This is a genomic window from Amycolatopsis sp. NPDC004772, assembly GCF_053601215.1.
On the sequence record NZ_JBSGBK010000122.1, the window covers coordinates 1 to 19,800 of the forward strand.

Here is a 19,800-nt window from a genome sequence, read left to right on the forward strand (position 1 = left end):
TGACGCACCGAACGCCACATTGGGTGCGTCAGACGCACCGAACGCCACATTGGGGCGCTTGGGGCGGGGCTCAGTCGTGGAACGCGTGCTCCGGCGCCGGGAACTCCCCGCGCCGGACGTCCTCGGCGAACGCCGTGGCCGCGTCCTGCAGCACCGTCGCGACGTCGGCGTAGCGCTTGACGAACCGCGGCGCCTTGCCGCGCCGCAGCCCGGCCATGTCCTGCCAGACGAGCACCTGCGCGTCGCAGTCCGGACCGGCGCCGATGCCGACCGTCGGGATCTTCAGCTCCGCGGTGACGCGCTTGGCGGCCTCGGCGGGCACCATCTCCATCACCACCGCGAACGCCCCGGCCTCCTGCAGCGCCAGCGCGTCGGCGAGCAGCACGTCCGCCGCTTCGCCGCGCCCCTGCACCCGGTAGCCGCCGAGGTTGTGTTCACTCTGCGGGGTGAACCCGATGTGGCCCATCACCGGCACGCCGGCCGACGTCAGCGCCTCGACGTGCGGGGCGAACCGCCGCCCGCCTTCGAGCTTCACGGCGTGCGCGCGGCCCTCCTTCATGAACCGCACCGACGTCTCCAGCGCCTGCTGCGGCGAGAGCTGGTAGGAGCCGAACGGCAGGTCGGCGACCACCAGGGCCCGCTTGACCGACCGGGTGACCGCCCGGACCAGCGGCAGCAGCTCGTCGACCGTCACCGGCAGCGACGTGTCGTAGCCGAAGACGTTGTTGGCCGCGGAGTCGCCGACGAGCAGCACGGGGATCCCGGCCTCGTCGAACAGGGCGGCGGTGTACATGTCGTACGCGGTGAGCATGGGCCACGGTTCCCCGCGTTCCTTGAGCTCGCGCAGGTGGTGGACGCGGACCTTCCGGCCCGGGGACTTGGCCGCGGGAGCGGCGGGCCCGGTGCCGTAGGGGGCGGGTTCTTCGGGGCTGGCAGACATCGTCGTCGACCGTCCTTCCCTCGAGGCCTCGGTGAGGTCCCCGGGTCGTGGAGCAGAGGCGTCTCAAAGCGTGACACGCCCCCGGACCGGCCCCAACCGCGTGCGACCAGCTTCACACCCCCGGGGAGGACGGGCCGTCAGCCTTCAGGTTGATGCCCGGGGACAACCAATGCGGGTTCACTTACGTCAAGAAGAGGGCATGACCCCCGACCGGCCGCGAAAGGCGACGAAACCACCCATGGGAAACCTCGCGAGTCCGCGCCGTCGCCTCCCCGCCTGGAAGGCGAAGGCGGGCGGCATCGTCGCGACCGTGGTCCAGCTGGCCGCGGTGTTCTCGGTGATCCTGCTCTTCACCGGCGGCCCGCACGGCCACCTGCTCAACGGCATCGACATGGCGTTCTCCGGCCTGAGCGTGCCGACCAGCGAGAGCCTGGTCATGGTGCTGCTGCTGGTGGTGCTCGGGGGCGCCCTGCGCCGCCGCAAGAAGGCGGCGCTGTACACGCTGGTGCTGTTCCAGATCGGCGGCCTGCTGCTCACCCTGGTCCTCCAGGCGACGCTGCTGTGGTCACCCGAACTGCTGACGCTCGGCCCGAAGCAGGTCCGGCACATCCCCGCGCAGCTGTGGGTGCTGACCATCGCCGACATCGTCTCGATCGGGCTGATCGTGTTCCTGCTCGCGCTGCGCCCGGCGTTCCCCGCCCGGCTCGCGCCGAGCGCCTGGCGCGACGGCCTCAGCATGCTGTTCGGCGGCTTCGCCGTGGTCATCCTGGTCGGCTGGGGCCTGGTCGAGGCGTTCCCCGGCCACCTCGGCGACACGTGGGAGCGCTTCGCCTGGGTCGTCAACCACGCCACCGGTGAGAACCTGCAGCTGCGCCGGATCGGCGTCGGCGAAGGCCCCGGCTGGCTGGACTTCCTCCTCGACCTCAGCGCGACCGCCGTCGCCACCGCCGCCCTCTACCTGCTCTTCCGCGGCGTGCGCAGCCGGGCGCTGCGGACCGACGAAGACGAGCTCCGCCTGCGCAAGCTGCTCGCCGAACACGGCGAGGACGACTCCCTCGGCTACTTCGCCACCCGGCGCGACAAGAGCGTCGTCTTCGCGCCGAACGGCCGCGCGGCGGTGACCTACCGCGTCCTCGGCGGCACGAGCGTCGCCAGCGCCGACCCGGTCGGCGACCCGGAGGCGTGGCCCGACGCGGTCCGCGCGTGGCTCGACGAGACGCGCACGTACGGCTGGACCCCGGGCGTGCTCGGGGCGAGCGAGCGCGGCGCGAAGGCGTACACCGGCGCGGGCCTGCGGGCCCTGGAGATCGGCGACGAAGCCGTGCTCGACGTCCGCGAGTTCAGCCTGGCCGGCCCGGAGCGGCGCTCGGTGCGCCAGGCCGTCAAGCGCATCGAGCGCGCCGGGTACACCTCGCGGGTCCGCCGCCACGGCGAAATCCCCGACGCCGAGATGACCGAGCTGCTGTGGCGGGCGCAGGCCTGGCGCGGCGCCGAGACCGAGCGCGGGTTCTCGATGGCGCTGGGCCGCCTCGGCGACGCCAGTGACGGCCGCAGCGTGATGGTCGAGGCCTACGACGCCCACGGCGAGCTGCGCGGGCTGCTGTCGTTCGTCCCGTGGGGCCGCCGCGGGCTTTCGCTGGACCTCATGCGCCGCGACCGCGACGCCGAGAACGGCCTCAACGAGTACATGATCGCCGAAACCGTCGCGGCCGCCCAGCACCTCGGCGCGCAGCGGATCTCGCTCAACTTCGCGATGTTCCGCGCGGTGTTCTCCGAAGGCGAGCGGATCGGCGCCGGCCCGGTGCTGCGGGCCTGGCGGGGGATCCTGAGTGTCTTCTCGCGGTTCTTCCAGCTGGAGTCGCTGTACCGGTCGAACGCCAAGTACGGGCCGGACTGGGAGCCGCGGTTCCTCTGCTACTCCTCGGCCCGGCGGCTGCCGCGCGTCGGCATCGTCGCGGGCGCCCTCGAAGGCTTCGTCCCGACCGGACGGGCGCGGTCGCTGCGGCTGGAGACGGTCAGCGAGGACTTCGTCGCCCACGTCAAGGAGATCGAGGAGTCGGCGGCGGCTCCGGCGCCCAAGACCCTGCGGCGGCCGGAACAGGTCCGCGTCCGGATCGCCAAGCTCGCCAAGCTGCGCGAGGCCGGCATCGACCCGTACCCGGTCGGCTTCCGCCGCGACGACCACATCGGGGACGTCGTGGCGAAGTACGGCGACCTGGCCCCGGACACGAGCACCGGGCACCGGGTCCGGATCGCCGGGCGCGTGCTGAACCTGCGCATCCTCGGCGGCCTGTGCTTCGCCCGCGTCAAGGACTTCAGCGGCGAGATCCAGCTGATGCTGGAGGCCGGCGAGCTGGACCTCGACCGCTGGCGGACCGGGGTCGACCTCGGCGACCACGTCGGCGTCAGCGGCCAGGTCGTGACGTCGAAGCGGGGCGAGCTCTCGGTGCTCGTCGACGAGTGGACGGTCACCGCGAAGTGCCTGCACCCGCTGCCGGACAAGCGCAAGGGCCTCACCGACCCGGAGACGCGGGTCCGGCAGCGCTACCTCGACCTGGCGGTCAACCCGGACTCGACGACCATGCTGCGGCTGCGGTCCACTGTGGTCCGCGCGGTGCGCGACCGGCTGCACCACGCCGACTACCTCGAAGTCGAGACCCCGATGCTGCAGACGGTCCACGGCGGCGCCAACGCCCGGCCGTTCGTCACCCACATCAACGCCTACGACATGCGGATGTACCTGCGGATCGCGCCCGAGCTCTACCTCAAGCGGCTGTGCGTGGCCGGTGTCGAGCGCGTCTTCGAGCTCAACCGCAACTTCCGCAACGAAGGCGTCGACGCGACGCACAACCCCGAGTTCACGATGCTCGAGGCGTACCAGGCGTACGCGGACTACGACACGATGCGGACGCTGACCCGCGAGCTGGTCCAGCACGCGGCCGAAGCGGCGTACGGCGCCCAGATCGTGCGGCGGCCCGACGCGGACGGGAAGGTCGTCGAGTACGACATTTCCGGGGACTGGCCGGTGGTTCCGGTGCACGAAGCCGTCTCGGCCGTGTTCGGCGAGCAGGTCGGCCCGGGGACGCCGGTGGCCGGCCTGCGCCGCCTGTGCGCGGCCGCGGGCGTGCCGGTGGGGGAGGACCCGAGCCACGGCGACCTGGTGCTCAAGGCGTTCGAGCACCTCGTCGAGGGCGCGACCGTGCTGCCGACGTTCTACACCGACTACCCGACCGACGTCTCGCCGCTGACCCGCCAGCACCGCGCCGACCCGCGGCTGGCCGAGCGCTGGGACCTGATCGCGTTCGGCTCCGAGGTCGGCACGGCCTACACCGAGCTGACCGACCCGATCGAGCAGCGGCGGCGGCTCGAAGCGCAGTCGTTGCGCGCGGCCAGCGGCGACGTCGAAGCGATGGAACTGGACGAAGATTTCCTGCTCGCCCTGGAGCACGGCATGCCGCCGACCGGCGGGCTCGGCCTGGGCGTCGACCGGCTGCTGATGATGCTGACGGGCGCATCGATCCGCCAGACGGTCCTGTTCCCCTTCGTCCGACCGCAGGCATAACGAGTCGGTGGACCTGGTCACGGCGACGGGCCGTGGCGCGGTCCGTCGCTTACGCTCTGCCTCGTGCGCACGGCTCGGATCGCCTCGGCCCTCCTGATGGGGGTGGCCGTCCTGGCGTATTCGGGCTGGCTGCTGGAGTTCTTCCTGCCGACCGGGATCTCCCCGGTGCACGACCCGGCCGAGGCGCTGCTGGCCGGGCCGCCGGTGTTCCGCGTCCTGCTCGCCGTGTCGGGGGTCGCGTTCGTGCTCGCCGGGCCCCCGCTGCACCGGCTCGGGCCGGTCCACTGGTCGGCGCGGCTCAGCTCGATCTCGGTGAGCGCGTTCGGCGTGCTGGTGCTGCTGCAGGCCGCCTACCCCGAGCGCAGCGACCTGCTGTCGTCGCTGCTCAACGTGGTCCTGGTGGGTGGGGTGATCAGCCTGATCATGTGGTGGCCGCCGGGCTGGCGCGCACTCGCGGTCGCGGGCCTGGCCGTGGTGCTGGCGACCTGGCTGGCCGTCGTGCTTGCCCGGCAGCTGGGCACGTACGAAGGCGTCTTCACGCGGGTCCAGCTGGTGGTCCGCGCGGCCCTGTACGGCGTCGGCGGGGCGTACGCCTTCGTCAAGCCGGCCCCGCGGCACGTGCACCGATAGCGGGATTCGCCCGAAAATGTCGGTGCCGGGTGGCACGATCGCCGCAGGAGAACCCGAGCGGAAGGATCGACATGGCGGGAAACGTGCGCCCGGTGGCCGACGAGCGTGACGGGCTGCTGAGCTTTCTGGAGCAGCAGCGGTACGTGCTCAGGCTGGCCGCCCACGGGCTGACGGACGAGCAGGCGAGACTCACCTCGACGAAGAGCACGCTGTCGGTGGGCGGGCTGATCAAGCACGTCGCCAGCACCGAGTACGGCTGGATGGACACGGTGCTGCAGGTCCCGCAGAAGCCGTTCGGCGAGGCGGTGGCGGAGTACGAGGACGCGCACCGGCTGCGCCCCGACGAGACCCTGGAAGGCGTCCTGGCCCGCTACGACGAGGTGGCCGCGCGCACGGCCGAGGTGATCGCGGGCATCGAGGACCTCGGCCAGGCGGTCCCGGTCCCGAAGGGCGTCCCGTGGTTCCCCCAGGACGTCGAGGCGTGGTCGGTCCGCTGGGTCCTGCTCCACCTGATCCAGGAGACGGCCCGCCACGCCGGCCACGCGGACATCATCCGCGAGCACATCGACGGCGGCACAGCCATGCCCCTGATGGCCGCGGCCGAGGGCTGGCCCGAGTCCCCCTTCATCAAGCCCTGGACCCCGTCCACCCAACCAGCCTGACCCGACGGCTCGGCTCGCGCCCACCCGCGAGCCGACCCCGTGTCGTCCACCTGAGTACGCGAGTTCCGCCTCCGATCACGCGAGTTCGGCCTCCGATCACGCGAGTTCGGCCTCCGATCACGCGAGTTCGGCTTCCCATCACGCGAGATCGGCCTCCAGTCACGCGTGATGCCCCTCCGAACACGCCGCGGAAGGCTCAGAACAGGGTCGGCTCGTCCGCCAGCGCGCCCTCGATCACCAGCATGCGGCGTTTCGTCCCGACCCCGCCCCGCGCGGAGAACCCGCCGTCCTTCCCGCCCGCGGCCAGCACCCGGTGGCACGGCACGATGATCGGGAACGGGTTGTGCCCCATCGCCTGCCCGACGGCCTGCGCCGACCCTGGTTGCCCGAGCCGGTGCGCGATGTCGCCGTACGTCAGCGTCCTGCCCGGCGGGATCGTCCGCGCGACTTCGTACGCGCGCCGGTTGAACTCCGGCACCCCGGCCATGTCCAGCGCCACCGAAGCCAGGTCCTGACGCGCACCCGCGAGCAACGCCACGATCCCGTCCACCGCCTCCCGCACCGGCGCCGGCGGCGGCCCCTCGACGGCGTCCGGGAACCGCCGGGCCAGCCAGGCCCGCGTCGCCGAAGCACTTCCCTCGGGCAGCGACGTCCCGATCACGACGTCGTCGCGCCAGGCCAGCCCGCACGCGCCGATCGCCGTCTCGAACACCGTGAACCCCGTCGTCATGGCGTCCAGCCTACGACCGAAGAGGGGTACCGCCCCGCCGCAAATGATCGCTAAGTTCGGTTTGGGCGAATTCGAGGAGGACGCGTGCGGCGAATCATCCTGGCGACAGCGCTGCTGCTCGGCCTGATCGCGACGCCGGCCGCCGCCGACCCCCTGGTGCTGCCGCACGTCGTCGTCGCACACCACACCTGGTGGGCCGAGCTCGCCATCAAGAGGGCCGGCGGCACCGTCGTCGCGAGCTACCCACAGATCGGCGTCGTCGTCGCGTACACCGCGAAGGACGACTTCGCCGCGAAGCTCCGGAAAGCCCCGGGCATCGACGCCGTCGGCGCGACGCGCACCGCGAAGGTCGCGAAGGAGTTCTTCGCGCCCCGCAAGGACCTCCGCTACACCGGGCCGAACTCGCCGAACTCCGGCCAGGTCCCGCCGGAGGGCACCGCGTGGGACGTCCCGGCGCTGCACCTGCCCGAAGCGCACGCCGTCACCGACGGCAGTAAAAACACCGTCGTCGGCGTCCTCGACGTCGGCGTCGACGACACCCACCCGGAGCTCACGGAGGCGTTCGACCGGAGGAACTCCGTCTCCTGCCTCTCCGGTTGGCCCGACCGCGGCCCCGGCGCCTGGCGGCCCACCCTCGACGGCCACGGCACGCACGTCGCGGGCACGATCGCCGCGGCCCGCAACGGTTCCGGCGTCGTCGGCGTCGCGCCCGGCGTCCGCATCGCCGCCGTCAAGCTCGCCGAACTCGACGACACCGAGACGGCCGAGAGCATGGTCTGCGGCTTCGTCTGGGCGGCCGAGCACGGGTTCACCGTGGCCAGCAACAGCTACCGCTCGATCCCGTGGCGCTACAACTGCGACGACCAGCCGGACCAGGCCGCCGCGAAGCTCGCCGTCGGCCGCGCGGTCGCGTACGCGCAACGCCGGAACGTCCTCGTCGTCGCCTCCGCCGGCAACGCCGGGATCAACCTCGACACCCGCTCGGTGGACAAGGAGAGCCCGGCCGACAGCACCCCGGTGGAACGCCGGATCGACCCGACCTGCACCCGGCTGCCGCACGAACTGCCCGGCGTCGTCGGCACCGGCGCGCTCGACGAAAAGCTCGTCAAAGCCACCTTTTCGAACTACTCGGCGACGCGGATCAGCGTCGCCGCGCCCGGCGCGCGCGTCTGGTCGACCTGGCCGAACGGCGAATACCGGTCCGCGAGCGGGACGTCGATGGCCGCGCCGCACGCCAGCGGCGTCGCCGCCCTGATCGCCAGCCGGCACCCGCACTGGAGCGCCGAGCGCATCAAGAGCGCCCTGTACGCCACGGCCACGCCGCTGTCCTGCCCGGACACCGTCTGCGCGCCCACGAAGCAGGGAACGACCTACTACGGCCACGGGATGGTCGATGCGGCGAAGGCCGTCGGCGCGGGATGATGGCGCTCGTGCTCGATCACCTCGTCTACGCCGGCCCGGACCTCGCCGACGCCGTCGCCCGGGTCGCCGCCCTCACCGGGGTCACGCCCGCGCCCGGCGGCCGCCACGTCGGCGTCGGCACCGCCAACCACCTCGCCGACCTCGGCGCGGGCATGTACCTCGAGGTCATCGGCCCCGACCCGGACCAGCCGGACCCCGGCGCGCCCCGGCCGTTCGGCATCGACGACCTGACCGAGCCCGCCCTGGTCGCCTGGGCCGTCCGCACGACGGACCTCGACGCGACGATCGCGCAGGCCCGCGCCCACGGCTTCGACCCGGGCGACCCGAGGGAAATGTCCCGCGAAACCGGCGACGGCGAAACCCTGCGCTGGCGCCTGACTCCGCCGAGCGTCCCGGGCACCCTGCACCCGTTCCTCATCGACTGGGGCGCCACCCCGCACCCGACGACGCGGGACCTGCCGTCCCTGCCGCTGCTGATGGTCACCGGCACCCACCCGGACCCGGATTCGGTGCTCGCGGTGACCGACGCGCTCGGCCTGGAGCTGCTGGTCCGCCGCGCGGAGAAAGCCGGCCTGACGGCGGCTCTCCGGACGCCGGAAGGCCGCCAGGTCGCGCTGAGTTAGGCCTTGCCCTCGCGCCACAGGTTGGTCATCGGCAGCCGCCGGTCGCGGCCGAACGCCTTGAACGTGATCTTCGTGCCCGGCGGGTACTGGCGCCGCTTGTACTCGGCCTTGTCGACCATCCGCACCACGCGGTCGATCGTCTCCGGGTCGAAGCCCGCCGAAACCAGGTCCGCGTACCCGCGGTCGCCCTCGACGTAGTCGTCGAGGATGTCGTCCAGCAGCTCGTAGTCCGGCAGCGAATCGGTGTCCACCTGGCCCGGCCGCAGCTCGGCCGACGGCGGCTTGGTGATGGAGTTCTCCGGGATCGGCGGGGTTTCGCCGTTCTTCACCGCTTCGGCGTTGCGCCACCGCGCCAGCTGCCACACGTGCGTCTTGAAGACGTCCTTGATCGGGGCGAACGCGCCGACCGCGTCGCCGTAGATCGTCGAATACCCGACGGCGAGCTCGGTCTTGTTGCCGGTGGCCAGCACCAGGTGTCCGTCCAGGTTGGACAGTGCCATCAGGAGCATGCCCCGCGTCCGCGCCTGGATGTTCTCCTCGGCCAGCCCGGTCAGCGACAGCTGGTCGACGTACACGCGCACCATGTCCTCGACCGGCTCGACCCGGTAGTGCGCGCCGATCCGCTTCGCCAGGTCGGCGGCGTCGTCCTTCGAGTGCCCCGAGGAGTACTTCGACGGCATCGAGACGCCGTAGACGTTGTCGCCGCCCAGCGCGTCCGCCGCCAGTGCCGCGCAGACCGCCGAGTCGATGCCGCCGGAGAACCCGAACGTCACCGACGAGAAGCCGTTCTTGTGCACGTAGTCCCGCAGCCCGACGACCAGCGCGTGCCACACTTCGGCCTCGTCCGACAGCGGCTCGCTGATCACCGGCTCGGCGGAAGCCGGGTACGCGGGAAGCGGCTGCTCGCTGAGCACCCGGCGCCGGACGGCCAGGCCTTCGTACGAACCGTCGCCCGCGTACCCGGTCTCGGGCAGGTCCATGTCCACCACGAGCAGGTGCTCGACGAACTGCGGCGCGCGGGCCAGCAGCGTGCCGTCCGCGCCGACGACGAGCGAGTCGCCGTCGAAGACGAGGTCGTCCTGCCCGCCGATCTGGTTGGTGTAGACCAGCGGCGCCCCGGCTTCGGCGGCGCGGCGGGCGATCAGCGGCAGCCGCTGCTCGTCCTTCGACCGCTCGTACGGCGAAGCGTTCGGCGCCACGACGAGGTCGACGCCGGCCCGGCCGAGCGCCGAGATCGGCCCGCCGTCCTGCCAGATGTCCTCGCAGATGACCATGCCGATGTCGAGCCCGTGGAACCGGACGACGTCGAGCGTGGTGCCCGCCTTGTACCAGCGGTGCTCGTCGAAGACGCCGTAGTTGGGCAGGTGGTGCTTGAACTGCCGGGCGACGACCTCGCCGCGGTAGAGCGCCGCGGCGGCGTCCCGCGGGCCGACGTCGTCGAGGTCGAGGTAGCCGAGGTAGGTGAGCACCTCACCGCAGCCGGCTTCGTCGAGCCGCCGCGCCAGCGCCTCGACGCCCTGCCGGGAGGCGGCGGCGAAGGTCTTGCGGAGCGAAAGGTCCTCGATCGGGTAGCCGGTCAGGGACATCTCGGGGAAGACGACGACGTGCGCGCCGGCTTCGGCGGCCCGCCGCGTCCATTCGACGTGCAGCTCGGCGTTGCCGTCGAGGTCGCCGACGGTGGGGTTGACCTGGGCGAGCGCGATGCGCAGTTGCGGCATGCCGTCATTCTGGCTCACGGTCACCCGCCCGGCCGAGCGAATGTGGGCGAAATCGAAAGGCCCCCGCCCGGCGAACCGGACGGGGGCCTCCACCGAGCGAAAGCTACTTCCGCTTGATCATGCTCCGGACCTTCTTGATGGTCTGCTCGAAGTCCGAATCGAACGGGTTGTCGTGCACGAGGTACGTCCACGTCGTGTTCGCCCGCCGCACGCCGGCGTCGCCGAGGTCGATGCCCTCGTCGGTCAGCTCCGCCTCTTCGAGGGTCTTCGCCGCCCGCGCATCGGCCTCGCCGATGATTTTGTGGAACTCCGGGATCGCCGCGCGGTGGAACTCGTCCAGCGGCGTCTCGCGGGCCAGCGCGCGCAGGTGGATGCTCTCGCGGACGTCGGTCAGGTACGCCAGGTGGTCCGACCACAGCTGGTCGATGTGGAACAGCAGCACCTCGCGGCACATCTGCTCCAGCTTCTCCTGATCGTCCAGCTTCTCCTTCAGCTCGCCGAACTTTTCCTCGTGCGCCTTCTCCAGCACCTCCGCCGCGTACGCGGTGCGAAGCACCTTGTCGCGGTGCACGAGCAGGTCACGCCGCTGCCGCTCGATCAGCCGCGTGTACCGCCAGGTGTTGCGGTGGATCTCCAGATCGACGCCCTCGGCGACGCGCTGGGCGTGGTTGAGCTGCCGCAGCGCCGCGCCGTCGGTGATCTCGCCGGTCTCTTCGTCGTCCACGATGCCCTCGGGCACGTCCGGCGCGTTCGACAGCACGAGGTCGTCGTTCAGGCTCGCGAAGAAGACCGCGCTGCCCGGGTCGCCCTGACGTCCGGACCGGCCGCGCAGCTGCCCGTCGAGGCGGCTCGACGGGTACCGCGCGGTGCCGATGACGTGCAGCCCGCCCAGTTCGACGACCTCTTCGCGGGTCGCGCCGTCGGTGCCGCCCAGCCGGATGTCGGTACCGCGGCCGGCCATCTGGGTGGACACGGTGACCGCGCCCTTCTTGCCGGCCTCGGCGATGATTGCGGCCTCTTCGGCGTCGTTGCGCGCGTTGAGCACGACGCACTCGAGGTCGACCTTCGCGAGCTTCTCGGCCAGCTCTTCGGACTCGGCGACGTCCTGGGTGCCGACGAGGATCGGCCGCCCGGTTTCGTGCACCGTGCGGATTTCCTCCTCGATCGCCCGCAGCTTCTGCGACGGCGACGCGAAGACGCGGTCCTCGAGGTCCTCGCGGATGTTCGGGGTGTTCGGCGGGATGACCGCGACCTCGAGCTCGTAGAACTCGCGCAGCTGTTCGGCGACGGCGACCGCGGTGCCGGTCATGCCGGCGACCTCGGGGTAGCGCGCCAGCAGCGCCTGGACGGTGATCGAGTCGAGGATCTCGCCGCGGTCGGTCGCGGTGACCTGCTCCTTCGCCTCGACGGCGGCCTGGAGGCCGTCCGGCCAGCGCTGCAGCTCGGCGACCCGGCCGCGGGCGGCGTTGATGAGCTGGACCTTGCCGTCGCGGACCAGGTAGTCGACGTCGCGGGTGAGCAGCGCGTGCGCGTGCAGGGCGACGTTGACCGCGGCCAGCCGGTCGGACGCCTGCTCGTTGAACAGGTCGTCGACCTCGAGGCCGAGCGACTTCGCGACGACGGACGAGCCGGCGTCGGTCAGCCAGGCGTTGCGGCCCTCGCTGTCGGTCTCGTAGTGCAGGTTGAGCCGCAGCCGCCGGACGATCTTGGCGACCTCTTCGTCGGCGTCGCTGCGGTCGATCGAACCGGCCATGACCAGCGGGACGCGCGCCTCGTCGACCAGCACCGAGTCCGCCTCGTCGACGATCGCGACCTCGGGGTCGGGCTGGACCAGGTCGTCGACCTTCGTGACCAGGCGGTCGCGCAGCACGTCGAAGCCGATCTCGGCGACGGCGCCGTACGTGACGTCCTTGGCGTAGGCCTCGCGGCGCTCTTCGCGCGAGTGCGACGGCTCGACCCAGCCGACCGACACGCCGAGCAGGGCGTACACCGGGCCCATCCACTCCGCGTCGCGGCGGGCCAGGTAGTCGTTGACCGTGACGACGTGAACGCGCTTTCCGCGGATCGCGTACCCGGCCGCGGCCAGCGCACCCGCGAGGGTCTTGCCCTCACCGGTCTCCATCTGCACGACGTGCTTGGTGAGCAGGCCCATCGTGCCCAGCACCTGCACGTCGAACGCGCGCTCGCCCAGCGCCCGCCGGGCGGCCTCGCGGCCCAGCGCGCACACCTCGATGAGCTGGTCGTCGCCGAACGCGGTGTCCTTCAGCGTCTCGCGAAGCTTGCCCGCCCGCTCGGTCAGCTCCTCGTCGGAGAGCTTTTCGAGCTCGGGTTCGAGCTTCTCGACCGCGGGCAGCAGTGCTTCGTAGCGGGTCAGCTCGACGCTGCCCGGCCGCTGGATGATCCGGCGGAGCTTCTTGCCCATCCGGCTGATCAGTGCTGCCACCCCTGGTCTCCCGTTCTCTCTCGCTCGACCGGCCTCCACCACCCAACGCGACGGTGGTGCGTTCGAGTTCCGCGGCCGGATGGGACGATCCAACCGTGTTCCCACATCCCAGCGCCAGGTCCCATCGTCGCCGGATCACCGCGATCGCGACGTCCGTGCTGCTCGCGGCCTCGCTGGCCGCGTGCACGTCCTCCGGCAAGACCGAGCCGCCCGCGCCGACGACCGAGTCGCACCCGCCGTCCGGGCCGGTGCCCGCCGGGCTGGAGCGGTTCTACGGCCAGAGCCTGAGCTGGGCCGACTGCGCACCTTACGCGACGTCGGAGGACTCGCGATCGGCGTTCCAGGCGAAAGACGTCCAGTGCGCGCGCCTGACCGTGCCGCTGGACTACGCGAAGCCGGCGGGGGACACGATCACGCTGGGCCTGCTCCGCCGCAAGGCCACCGGCGAGAAGATCGGGTCGCTCGTGGTCAACCCGGGCGGGCCGGGCGCGTCGGGCATGGTCGCGGCCGCCGGGCTGGGCAAGCCGGTGACCAGCACCGGGCTGGGCAAACGCTTCGACCTGGTCGGCTTCGACCCGCGGGGGATCGGCGCCAGCCAGCCGGCCATCCACTGCCTCACCGATTCCGAGCGCGACGCCGACCGCGCCGACGACAGCGAGACCGACGGCTCGCCGGCCGGGGTGCTGAAGCAGGAATCGCAGGAAAAGGACTTCGCGGCCAAGTGCGCCCAGCGCACCGACGACGGCACCGCGATGCTGGCCAACGCCGGCACCCGCGACGTCGTGAAGGATCTCGACGTCCTCCGCTCGGTCCTCGGCGACGAAAAGCTCACCTATTTGGGCTACTCCTACGGCACCCGGATCGGGTCGGCCTACGCCGAGGCGTTCCCGAAGAACGTCCGCGCGATGGTCCTCGACGGCGCGGTCGACCCCGAGCAGGACGCGGTCGAGTCGCTCGTCGCGCAGGGCCAGGGCTTCGGGACGGCGTTCACGCAGTTCGCGAAGTGGTGCACGGCCCAGCAGGACTGCGCGCTCGGCGGAGACGCCGGCGGCGCGGTGACGGCGTTCCAGAACCTCGTCCGCCCGCTGATCGACTTCCCGGTGCCGGTCGGCGACGGCCGCAAGCTCTCCTACGAAGACGCCACCACCGGCGTCATCCAGGCGCTCTACCAGGAAAGCCTCTGGGACACCCTGAACACCGGCCTCAACGAGCTGAAGCAGCAGCGCGGCGCGACGCTCGAGAAGCTCGCCGACATCTACAACGAGCGGGACTCCGACGGCAAGTACGGCACCACGCAGGACGCCTTCACGGCGATCCGGTGCGTCGACGACCCGCGCGTCACGGACCCGGCCGTCATCCTCAAGGCGCAGGAGGAGTACGTGAAGGTGGCGCCGTTCCTCGACGACGGCCGCCCGGCTTCGGCGGCCCGCGACGCCTGCGCGTTCTGGCCGGTGCCGAACACGTCCGAGCCGCACGTGCCGAACGTCGAAGGCCTGGCGAAGACGCTGGTCATCTCGACGACCAACGACCCGGCGACGCCGTACCAGGCCGGCGTCAACCTCGCGAAGGGCCTGAAGGGCGCGTTGCTCACCTACGAGGGCACGCAGCACACGGTGTTCCTTCAGGGCGTGAAGTGCGTGGACGAGGCGGGCACGGACTACCTGGTCGACGGCACGGTGCCGCCGGACGGGAAGCGCTGCTCGGGCCAGTAGCTACTGCTGCTTGGTCAGGGACAGCTCGATCATCACCGGGCTGAGGTGGTCGCCGGCCGGCGGGACCTGCACCCAGAGGCGCACGAAGCGCCGGGGACCGCCGTCGTCGGCGACCCAGACCTTGACGGTCAGGTCGGCGTCGACCTGGGCGAGCACGCGGTGGGCGACGGCGGCCGGCACCCGGCCGCCGACCCGCAGCGCCGGCGCGCCGTCGACGTTCTCCCGGCCTTCGGTCTTCGCGTCGGTCACGCCGTCGAGCAGCCGCTTCAGCCCGCCCTGCGGGCCGAGGAACGCGCTGACCGGGTACGGCGGCTCCTGGCTGTCGCGCACGTCGAAGGGGAACTTGGTGTGCCCCTCCCCGTCCTGGACGTCGGCCGTGCCGGTCGCGCGGCCGCCGTCGTCGAGGGTGGCGTCGCCTTCGATCTGACGCAGCGGGAAGCCCGCCAGCACCCCGTTCACCCCGGCGGCGAAGTGCACGCCCCGCACCGCGGCGAACGACGTCGCGGCCTCGCGGACGAGGTCGGCGCCCGCCGGGAACGGTCCCCGCGTGTCGGGTGACCCGGTGCAGCCGGCCGTCAGGAGAAGCGCGAGCAGCAGCGCGAGGCGGGACATGGCGCGAGCCTACTGTTGGCCCGATCCTTTCGGATGATGTCCTTCCGGCCACTGTCGCCGTCACGCGCGCGCGGTGAGACTGCCTGGGTGACTGTTGAGACCCGTCCCGCCCCGAAGCTGCACCGCGCGTGGCTGATCGCCGGTGCCGCCTTCGTCGCGCTGCTCGCCTCCGCCGGCTTCCGCGCCGCTCCCGGCGTCCTGATCGACCCGCTGCACGAAGAGTTCGGCTGGTCGCGCACCACGATCAGTTCCGCCGTCTCGGTGAACCTCGTGCTCTTCGGCCTCTTCGCGCCCTTCGCGGCCGCGTTGATGGAGCGGTTCGGCATCCGGCGCGTCTCGGCGACGGCGTTGACCGTCATCGCCGCCGGCGCGGGCGGCACGGTGTTCATGACCGCGAGCTGGCAGCTCGTGCTGTGCTGGGGCGTGCTGGTCGGGCTCGGCACCGGCTCGATGGCGATGGGCTTCGCCGCGATGGTCGCGACCCGGTGGTTCGTGGAGCGCCGCGGCGTCGTCACCGGCGTCCTGACCGCGGCGGGCGCCACCGGCCAGCTGATCTTCCTGCCGCTCATCGCGAACCTGGCGGTCGGCTCCGGCTGGCGGACGGCGTCGCTGGTGATCGCCATCGCCGCGCTCGCCGTCGTCCCGGTGGTCCTGCTGGTGCTGCGCGACCACCCGGCCGACGTCGGCCTCACGGCCTACGGCGCGCCCGCCGGCACCGAGATCGCGCGCCCGGCACCGTCGACCGGCTCGGTCCGCCGTGCCCTCTCCGTGCTGGGCCAGGCCGCCCGCACCCGGACGTTCTGGCTGCTCGCCGTCGGCTTCGCGATCTGCGGCGCGACGACCAACGGCCTGGTCGGCACCCACTTCGTCCCGGCCGCGCACGACCACGGCATGCCGCAGACGACGGCGGCGAGCCTGCTGGCCCTGGTCGGCGTCTTCGACGTCGTCGGCACGATCTTCTCCGGCTGGCTCACCGACCGGATCGACCCGCGGATCCTGCTCGGCGTCTACTACGCCCTGCGCGGGCTCTCGCTGGCGCTGCTGCCGCAGCTGTTCACCGACAGCGTGCAGCCGAGCATGTGGGCGTTCATCCTGTTCTACGGCCTCGACTGGGTGGCCACGGTCCCGCCGACCGTCGCGCTCTGCATCCGCGCGTTCGGCGACGCCGGCCCGATCGTGTTCGGCTGGGTCTTCGCCTCCCACCAGCTCGGGGCCGCGTTCGCCGCGTCGGCCGCCGGCCTGGTCCGCGACCAGCTCGGGAACTACACCCTGGCCTGGTACTCCGCGGCGGTGCTCGCCGTGATCGCGTCGGTCGCTTCGCTGGCCATCACGCGGGCGAAGAAACCCGTTGCGGTGCTCGCGACGTGACTTCGGCGGCGTCGGCGCGTCGCGAAACATGCCGTTAACACGCTGTGGTTAGGGTGCGGCCATGGATCGCCAGCAGGAATTCGTGCTCCGCACGCTCGAGGAGCGCGACATCCGTTTCGTTCGTCTCTGGTTCACCGATGTGCTGGGGTTCCTCAAGTCCGTCGCCGTCGCGCCGGCCGAGCTCGAGGGCGCTTTCAACGACGGGATCGGCTTCGACGGCTCGGCCATCGAGGGCTTCGCGCGCGTCTACGAATCGGACATGGTCGCCAAGCCGGACCCGGCCACGTTCCAGGTGCTGCCCTGGGAAACGCCCGACGGCGGCCCGTACTCGGCCCGCATGTTCTGCGACATCGCGATGCCCGACGGCTCGCCGTCCTGGGCGGACCCGCGGCACGTGCTGCGCCGCCAGCTGTCGAAGGCCGCCGAAGCGGGCTTCACCTGCTACGTGCACCCCGAGATCGAGTTCTTCCTCCTCTCGAACATGCCCGACGACGGCAGCGAGCCGGAGCCGGCGGACAACGGCGGCTACTTCGACCAGGCCAGCCACGCCACCGCGACGCACTTCCGCCGGCACGCCATCGAGACCCTCGAAGCGATGGGCATCTCGGTCGAGTTCAGCCACCACGAAGGGGCACCGGGCCAGCAGGAGATCGACCTCCGCTACGCCGATGCGCTGACGATGGCCGACAACGTGATGACGTTCCGCTACGTCGTCAAGGAGGTCGCGCTGACCCAGGGCGTGCGCGCGACGTTCATGCCGAAGCCGTTCACCGACCAGCCCGGCTCGGGGATGCACACGCACGTCAGCCTGTTCGAAGGCGACCGCAACGCGTTCTACGACGCCGAGGACCCGCACGAGCTGTCGGAGACCGGCAAGGCCTTCGTCGCCGGGGTGCTGCACCACGCCAAGGAGATCTCCGCGGTCACCAACCAGTGGGTGAACTCCTACAAACGCCTGATCAGCGGCAGTGAGGCGCCGACGACGGTGTCGTGGGGCCGCGCGAACCGCTCCGCGCTCGTCCGCGTCCCGATGTATTCACCCGGAAAGGCGTCATCCCGCCGGGTGGAGATCCGTACCCTGGACTCGGCGTGCAACCCGTACCTGGCGTACTCGGTCATCCTGGCCGCCGGGCTCAAGGGGATCGAGAAGGGCTACGAGCTGCCGCCACCCGCCGAGGACAACATCTGGCAGCTGAGCGACGCCGAGCGGCGCGCCGCCGGGTACGCCCAGCTACCCCAGAACCTGGGAGAGGCACTGGCCGAGATGGAGAAGTCCGAGCTCCTGCCGGAAGCGCTCGGCGAGCACGTCTACGACTTCTTCCTCCGCAACAAGCGCGTGGAGTGGGACAACTACCGCAGCGCGGTCACCCCGTACGAACTCCGAACGCTCCTCCCGGTGCTCTGATGGGGCGGCGGCCGGTGTTCCTCGCGATCCTGGCCGCCGCACTCGTGCTCGTCCCCGCCGCGCCCGTCGCCGCCGCGCCGGTTTCTCCGCGGTTCGACCTCGACGCCGCCGACATCCCGGCGCTGCAGGCCCGGATGGCGTCGGGCCGGCTCACCGCGGTGGGCCTGACCAGCACTTACCTCGATCGGATTCACCGGATCGACGGTAAGGTCAACGCGGTCCTGGCCCTGAATCCGTCGGCTCTCGGCCAGGCCGCGGCCAGCGACGCGCGACGTCGCGCCCACCACCTGCGTGGCCCGCTCGACGGCATCCCGGTGCTGGTCAAGGACAACGTCGACACGCGAGACCAGTGGACGACGGCCGGCTCGCGGGCGTTGCGCAGCCGCCCGGCCGCGGACGCCACCCTGATCACCCGGTTGCGGGACGCCGGCGCCGTGATCCTCGGCAAGGCGAACCTCTCCGAGTGGGCGAACTTCCGCGCCGCGAAGCCGACGTCCGGCTGGTCGGGCGTGGGTGAGCAGACGAACAACCCGTACGTGCTGGACCGCAACCCGTGCGGGTCGTCGGCGGGCTCGGCGGCCGGCGTCGCGGCCACGCTGGCCCAGGTGGCGATCGGCTCGGAGACGGACGGCTCGATCGTGTGCCCCGCCGGCATGACGGCGACGGTCGGGCACAAACCGAGTCTCGGCCTGGTCAGCCGCACGGGCGTGGTCCCGATTTCGGCCGAGCAGGACACGGCGGGCCCGATCGCCCGCAACGTCGTCGACGCGGCCCTGACGCTGTCGGTCCTGCAGGGCCGCGACCCCGCGGACCCGGCGACCCTGACGTACCCCCGCACCCAGCCCACGGACTACGCGAAGTTCCTCCGGCCGGGTGTCCTGCGCGGCGCCCGCATCGGTTTGTGGCGCCTCCCGGTCCTCGGCCCGGCCACCGACGCGATCATGACGTCGGCGAAGAACTCCCTGGTCAAGGCGGGTGCGACGGTCGTCGAAGTGACGTTGCCCTATCAGTCGCGGTTGGCCGAACTGGAGTTCCCGGCCCTGCTCACGGAATTCCACCGGGACATCGACGCGTACCTGGCGACCCGCCCGTCCGGGCCGCGGAACCTGGCCGAGCTGATCGCCTACAACCGGGCGGATCCGCTGGAGCGGACGTGTTTCGCGGGGCAGGAGCTGTTCGAGCAAGCCCTGGCGGCGCCCGGTCCGTCGGACCCGAGTTACCGCGCCGTGCGCGCCGAGCTCACGGACCTTTCGCGCCGATCCCTGGACGAGACGCTGGACGCGTACCACCTGGACGCGATCGCCTCGCCGACCAACCCACCGGCGTGGAAGACGGATTGCGCGGTCGGCGACAACGACGTGATCCCGTCTTCGACGCCGGCCGCGGTCGCGGGCTACCCGGACGTGACGGTCCCGGCCGGGTTCGCCGGACCCCTCCCGGTGGGCATCTCGTTCATGGGAGCGCGGTGGTCCGACGCCCGGATGCTGGCGTTGGCGGCGGACTTCTCGCGGGCCGCGCCGGCCCGGGTGCCGCCGCGGTATCTGCCGTCGGTGCCGTCGTAGCCGTCCGTAAGCACTCTGACCTGCGGCGATGCCGTTAAGTGACCCCCCTGTTCCGGGGTCGTTCCGGGGCATGTAATCTTCTCTTCGTCGCCAGGAACACCGGGTCACACCGGGGCCGAAAGCCCCAAGAGACCAGGCCGGGACGAGCGGGTTGACACCGCGGATCGGACCGGGTAATGTTCAGCGTCGGCCCACGAGCGGCCGCCGACCCCCTACGACTAAACCCGTAGGCTGAGGCATGCTCGACCAAAAGCTTGTGAATATCGCTTGGAACAACTGCCGAGGATATAGCCGCTGATAAGGCGGCGAGTCCGGAGTGTGTTGCTTGAGAACTCAACAGTGTGCTAGTGAACTAAGCCAGTAGAGCTTATTATTGAAACCCCCTCGTCGGGGTTTCCTTTGAGAGCAGTA

General features: G+C 71.5%; 14 protein-coding genes. 9 read left to right on the forward strand and 5 right to left on the reverse strand.

Annotated features, from left to right (window positions below; translation table 11 throughout):
* Positions 1-70 precede the first annotated feature (70 nt).
* Entirely contained in the window at positions 71-940 is an 870-nt protein-coding gene (panB, locus tag ACWEF6_RS39735; RefSeq protein WP_449687680.1) for a 3-methyl-2-oxobutanoate hydroxymethyltransferase, read from the reverse strand.
* Between the two features lie 238 nt (positions 941-1,178).
* Between panB and lysX the strand changes: the two genes are divergently transcribed.
* The 3 genes from lysX (at position 1,179) to ACWEF6_RS39750 (ending at position 5,794) form a co-directional block, all read left to right on the forward strand.
* Positions 1,179-4,502 (forward strand): bifunctional lysylphosphatidylglycerol synthetase/lysine--tRNA ligase LysX, encoded by a 3,324-nt coding sequence (gene lysX, locus ACWEF6_RS39740; protein WP_449687681.1) that lies wholly within the window; start codon positions 1,179-1,181, stop codon positions 4,500-4,502.
* A gap of 63 nt (positions 4,503-4,565) precedes the next feature.
* Positions 4,566-5,132 carry a hypothetical protein gene (locus ACWEF6_RS39745; RefSeq protein ID WP_449687682.1) on the forward strand — a complete coding sequence of 189 codons (567 nt, stop codon included), beginning with the start codon at positions 4,566-4,568 and terminating at the stop codon, positions 5,130-5,132.
* 71 nt (positions 5,133-5,203) lie between these two features.
* A complete protein-coding gene (locus ACWEF6_RS39750; protein WP_449687683.1) occupies positions 5,204-5,794 on the forward strand; it encodes a DinB family protein in 591 nt (196 codons plus the stop codon).
* 196 nt (positions 5,795-5,990) lie between these two features.
* Here the strand turns inward: ACWEF6_RS39750 and ACWEF6_RS39755 are convergent, their stop codons facing one another.
* Complete coding sequence (locus tag ACWEF6_RS39755) at positions 5,991-6,524, reverse strand: methylated-DNA--[protein]-cysteine S-methyltransferase (protein ID WP_449687684.1); 534 nt, start codon at positions 6,522-6,524, stop codon at positions 5,991-5,993.
* An 84-nt stretch (positions 6,525-6,608) separates the two neighbouring features.
* Here ACWEF6_RS39755 and ACWEF6_RS39760 point away from each other — a divergent pair, with 84 nt between their 5' ends.
* Both ACWEF6_RS39760 and ACWEF6_RS39765 read left to right on the forward strand, forming a co-directional pair.
* Positions 6,609-7,946 (forward strand): S8 family peptidase, encoded by a 1,338-nt coding sequence (locus tag ACWEF6_RS39760; protein ID WP_449687685.1) that lies wholly within the window; start codon positions 6,609-6,611, stop codon positions 7,944-7,946.
* A gap of 8 nt (positions 7,947-7,954) precedes the next feature.
* The gene (locus tag ACWEF6_RS39765; RefSeq protein ID WP_449687686.1) at positions 7,955-8,569 is read left to right on the forward strand and encodes a VOC family protein; all 615 of its coding nucleotides are present in this window, start codon (positions 7,955-7,957) and stop codon (positions 8,567-8,569) included.
* Here the strand turns inward: ACWEF6_RS39765 and ACWEF6_RS39770 are convergent.
* A complete protein-coding gene (locus tag ACWEF6_RS39770; protein WP_449687687.1) occupies positions 8,566-10,287 on the reverse strand; it encodes an NAD+ synthase in 1,722 nt (573 codons plus the stop codon). The two genes, ACWEF6_RS39765 and ACWEF6_RS39770, sit on opposite strands and share 4 nt — an antisense overlap.
* A gap of 103 nt (positions 10,288-10,390) precedes the next feature.
* Entirely contained in the window at positions 10,391-12,730 is a 2,340-nt protein-coding gene (gene secA2 / locus ACWEF6_RS39775; protein ID WP_310970626.1) for an accessory Sec system translocase SecA2, read from the reverse strand.
* Between the two features lie 155 nt (positions 12,731-12,885).
* Between secA2 and ACWEF6_RS39780 the strand changes: the two genes are divergently transcribed.
* Positions 12,886-14,442, forward strand: coding sequence for an alpha/beta hydrolase (locus tag ACWEF6_RS39780; RefSeq protein WP_449687691.1), 1,557 nt, complete (start codon positions 12,886-12,888; stop codon positions 14,440-14,442).
* On the opposite strand, the gene ACWEF6_RS39785 is transcribed toward ACWEF6_RS39780, so the two are convergent.
* Positions 14,443-15,054: an LppX_LprAFG lipoprotein gene (locus ACWEF6_RS39785; RefSeq protein ID WP_449687688.1), complete on the reverse strand. Its 612-nt coding sequence runs from the start codon at positions 15,052-15,054 to the stop codon at positions 14,443-14,445.
* An 87-nt stretch (positions 15,055-15,141) separates the two neighbouring features.
* Between ACWEF6_RS39785 and ACWEF6_RS39790 the strand changes: the two genes are divergently transcribed.
* The 3 genes from ACWEF6_RS39790 to ACWEF6_RS39800 all read left to right on the forward strand — a co-directional run bounded on the left by ACWEF6_RS39790 (position 15,142) and on the right by ACWEF6_RS39800 (position 19,389).
* Entirely contained in the window at positions 15,142-16,422 is a 1,281-nt protein-coding gene (locus ACWEF6_RS39790; protein ID WP_449687689.1) for an MFS transporter, read from the forward strand.
* A gap of 61 nt (positions 16,423-16,483) precedes the next feature.
* On the forward strand, positions 16,484-17,827 hold the full coding sequence (gene glnA, locus ACWEF6_RS39795) for a type I glutamate--ammonia ligase (protein ID WP_191315086.1): 1,344 nt from the start codon (positions 16,484-16,486) through the stop codon (positions 17,825-17,827).
* On the forward strand, positions 17,827-19,389 hold the full coding sequence (locus ACWEF6_RS39800; RefSeq protein WP_449687690.1) for an amidase: 1,563 nt from the start codon (positions 17,827-17,829) through the stop codon (positions 19,387-19,389). Before glnA ends, ACWEF6_RS39800 begins: the two co-directional genes overlap by 1 nt.
* Positions 19,390-19,800 lie beyond the last annotated feature (411 nt).

Bases quoted from the DNA above. Each gene is read 5' to 3' on its own strand.
- ACWEF6_RS39770 (WP_449687687.1), bottom strand. From the start codon at position 10,287: ATGCCGCAACTGCGCATCGCGCTCGCCCAGGTCAACCCCACCGTCGGC.
- glnA (WP_191315086.1), top strand. From the start codon at position 16,484: ATGGATCGCCAGCAGGAATTCGTGCTCCGCACGCTCGAGGAGCGCGAC.
- ACWEF6_RS39800 (WP_449687690.1), top strand. From the start codon at position 17,827: ATGGGGCGGCGGCCGGTGTTCCTCGCGATCCTGGCCGCCGCACTCGTG.
- ACWEF6_RS39750 (WP_449687683.1), top strand. From the start codon at position 5,204: ATGGCGGGAAACGTGCGCCCGGTGGCCGACGAGCGTGACGGGCTGCTG.
- ACWEF6_RS39785 (WP_449687688.1), bottom strand. From the start codon at position 15,054: ATGTCCCGCCTCGCGCTGCTGCTCGCGCTTCTCCTGACGGCCGGCTGC.
- panB (WP_449687680.1), bottom strand. From the start codon at position 940: ATGTCTGCCAGCCCCGAAGAACCCGCCCCCTACGGCACCGGGCCCGCC.
- ACWEF6_RS39755 (WP_449687684.1), bottom strand. From the start codon at position 6,524: ATGACGACGGGGTTCACGGTGTTCGAGACGGCGATCGGCGCGTGCGGG.
- lysX (WP_449687681.1), top strand. From the start codon at position 1,179: ATGGGAAACCTCGCGAGTCCGCGCCGTCGCCTCCCCGCCTGGAAGGCG.